This window comes from Bradyrhizobium sp. (assembly GCF_036009065.1).
Taxonomy (GTDB): Bacteria; Pseudomonadota; Alphaproteobacteria; order Rhizobiales; family Xanthobacteraceae; genus Bradyrhizobium.
Window position 1 is genome coordinate 1 of the sequence record NZ_DASYMN010000007.1, and the last position, 3048, is coordinate 3048.

The window sequence follows — 3048 nt, forward strand, 5'->3', positions numbered from 1 at the left end:
GCAACCGATGTCGCCGCGAAGCACAGGGCGAAGCCGTAGAATGTGAAATGATGATACAGCCGCCGGCGGTCGGTCGGCTTTTCGTCCTCGCTCATGCAGCCGACTCCGCCGCCGTCGAGATAGCGCAGCGTCGCGGCGTCCTTGACGGCCTGCCAGATCGACGAGCCCTTGGCGAGGGTGCCCACAGGTTCGCCGATATCGTGCCAGAAGCTTCGCACGCCGATTGATATAGCGACCAGCGCGTAGAGCAAGGCGAGACCGAAGAGTACGGCCATCGTGTTGTGAGGCATCAGTTTGTAGAAGGCGCCGGGGCCTGTGTGGACGCCGATCAGAACTGAGGGGTCGTGATGTACGGCAAAGCCGATGATGAACGCGGCAATGCTCAGTGCGGTGACAACGGCGATCACGAGGCCGTTGCGCTGGAACGTGCCAGCCATCAGTGGTGGCCACGCATAGGCCTCGTAAGATTCGGTGCGGACCTGCGCCAGAACCCTGGGAACGTTGACGTTGAACTTGTGCGGCGGCGAGAATTGGCAATCGAAGTAACAGGCGCCACAGCCGTGGCACAGATTGGCGAGGTAATTGAGATCGCCGTCGCTGAATGCGCGCCGCATCTCCATCGCCGGGAAGACCGCGCATATGCCCTCGCAATAGCGGCAGGAATTGCAGACCGTCATCAGCCGATCGGCTTCGGTCAGTGCGCTAGTTGCGTGCATACCTGGCAGCTCCTCGTCCCGCGGCGCGACCAAACACGCTGCCGATAGTCATACCGATGCCGGCCGCATATCCCTGGCCCAGCACATTGCCAGCCATGATCTCGCCGGCGGCGAACATGTTCACGGCAGGGCGCCCGTCGGCCATGATCATCCGCGCCTCCCTGTTCACCTTGACGCCGAGATAGGTGAACGTGATGCCGGGTCTGACCGGATAGGCATAGAAGGGCCCAGCCTCAATGCGTCGTGCCCAGTGAGTCTTTGGCGGGGTGAGGCCGGCGGTCTGGCAGTCGTCGAGATTGAGCGGGTCGAACGTGCCGGGCTGCACGGCGTTGTTGAAGGCTGTAACCGTCCCGGCGAGCTTTGCCGGATCGAGATTGAGCAGCGTCGCTAGTTCGCCGATACTGTCGGCCTTGATTGGGGGAAACAGCGACGGCATGAACAGCTCGAGCGAATGCGAGTCGAAAATGATGTAGGCGATCTGGTCTGGCTGCGCGGCAACCAGACGTCCCCAAATCGCGTAGCGCTTCGGCCAGATGTCCTCGCCCTCGTCGTAAAAGCGCTCGCAATTCTTGTTCACGACGATGCCATAGATTACGCAGTCGAGCCGGGTGATGATGCCGCCGTCGAATTTTGGCGCGCGGGCGTCGATCGCCACTGCATGGCACTGCGTGACATCACCGATCTGTGTCACCCGATTTTCGATCAGCATCCGCAGCACAGTGCCGCGGTTATACCTAGTGCCGCGAATCAGGAAGTTCTCGGCGACATCGCCCCAGCCCTCCTTCAGCCATTCGATGTTGGCCTCGAAGCCGCCAGACGCCGCCACCAGCGACGCTGCGCGAATGCGTCTTGTCCCCGGCACTTCCTTCACAGTCGCCGACAGGAACATGCCGTCTTCGATCTCGAGTTCGATGACTTCTGCATCGTAGCGGACATCTACCCCTAGTCTGTCGGCCGTGAGATACAGCGCGTTCAGCATGGCGCGGCCGCCGCCCAGGAAAAACGAATTGGTCCGGCCAAGCGACAGCGTGCCGCCGAGCGATGGCTGAAAACGCACGCCCTGGTCGACGATCCAGGTCAAAATCTCCTTGGATTCGGTGATCATGAAACGCGCCAGTTCTTCGTCGGTGCGGCCCAGCGTGACCCGCTTTAGGTCTTCCCAGAATTCATCCTCGGTATAGGGGCCGGTGAGAATCTCCGTGGCCTGATCGTGCGCGCATCGCATGTTGCGGGTATGCCGTGTATTCCCGCCACGATAGAATTGCGGCGCAGCTTCGAGCACCAGCACCGACGCACCAGATCGCCGCGCGCTGATCGCCGCGCATAGCGCGGCATTGCCGCCGCCAACTACCAACACGTCGTAACGTTTGGGTTCAAAGAGCACATGCGGCTCGGGGGCCGGATTGGAAACCGAAACTTCGGAACTCATGTCTCCCAGCACTTCCGTCAACCTTCGTCGCGGGCCGTACCCATAAATGGCTAACGCCTCGCAAAGGCGATCTTGCCTACTCAATAGACCTCCTTTAAAAGCTGTGTAAAGGCGAAAGTACAAAAAATGTTACAAATCGCCGGGATCCTGTATCGAGGCTGGGGCGTGCTGCCGCGAAAGCAGACCTTGGTCCTAAGCTAATGAAATAAGACTTATTTTTTAAAAATCTGTCGATGCAAGAGGGCTGGTATGGACGTTTCAGAATTATGATCTATGGCAAAATTCGAGTATAATACCAAAAAAATGCTTGCTTTGTACCAAAAGTGCTACGAACACTGTTTTTAGAACATTGGATCAGTCTACCGTACGGACGTCGCGAGATCGCGTGATGGAATCAAAGACGATTGCAGGCCCGGCGAGCCTTACTGCAACTGAGGCGGCGGCGCTGATCGCGGCGGGCCGATTGTCGTCGGCGGAACTTGTTCAGGCTTGCCTCCATCGTATTGCGCTGCGTGAACCGGTGCTTCGCGCATGGTCCTATCTCGATCCGGAGCAGGCGATCCAGCAGGCGCGGGCCCGCGACGCCGTGTTATCGACGGGACCCCTTCATGGCATCCCGATTGCGGTGAAGGACGTCATCGATGTATCCGACATGCCCACCGGCATGGGCTCGCCGATCTATGACGGTTACCGCCCCCGCGCCGACGCCGCTTGCGTTGCTGTGCTGCGTGCCGCGGGCGCGGTTATTCTCGGCAAGACTGTAACTGCCGAGTTCGCGGGCGTATCGCCTGGGGCAACGACCCATCCGTTGGCGCCGGACCACACGCCTGGCGGATCATCGAGCGGATCCGCTGCCGCCGTCGCCGACTACATGGTGCCTGTCGCATTCGGAACGCAAACCGG

Annotated in this window: 3 protein-coding genes; 1 reads left to right on the forward strand and 2 read right to left on the reverse strand. The window is 60.0% G+C overall.

Annotation, left to right across the window (positions count from 1 at the left end; genetic code table 11):
- Both tcuB and tcuA read right to left on the reverse strand, forming a co-directional pair.
- A partial coding sequence (tcuB, locus tag VGP39_RS00255) for a tricarballylate utilization 4Fe-4S protein TcuB (RefSeq protein ID WP_327566109.1) occupies nucleotides 1-716 on the reverse strand: 716 nt, incomplete at its 3' end.
- The gene (gene tcuA, locus VGP39_RS00260) at nucleotides 703-2145 is read right to left on the reverse strand and encodes an FAD-dependent tricarballylate dehydrogenase TcuA (protein ID WP_327566111.1); all 1443 of its coding nucleotides are present in this window, start codon (nucleotides 2143-2145) and stop codon (nucleotides 703-705) included. The genes tcuB and tcuA, both read right to left, overlap by 14 nt.
- 388 nt (nucleotides 2146-2533) lie before the next feature.
- On the opposite strand from tcuA, the gene VGP39_RS00265 reads away from it, so the two are divergent.
- On the forward strand, nucleotides 2534-3048 hold a 515-nt coding region (locus VGP39_RS00265; RefSeq protein WP_327566110.1), incomplete at its 3' end, for an amidase family protein.

What these genes read in the sequence shown, in the direction of transcription:
- tcuA (WP_327566111.1), bottom strand. Translation starts at nt 2,145, where the DNA reads ATGAGTTCCGAAGTTTCGGTTTCCAATCCGGCCCCCGAGCCGCATGTG.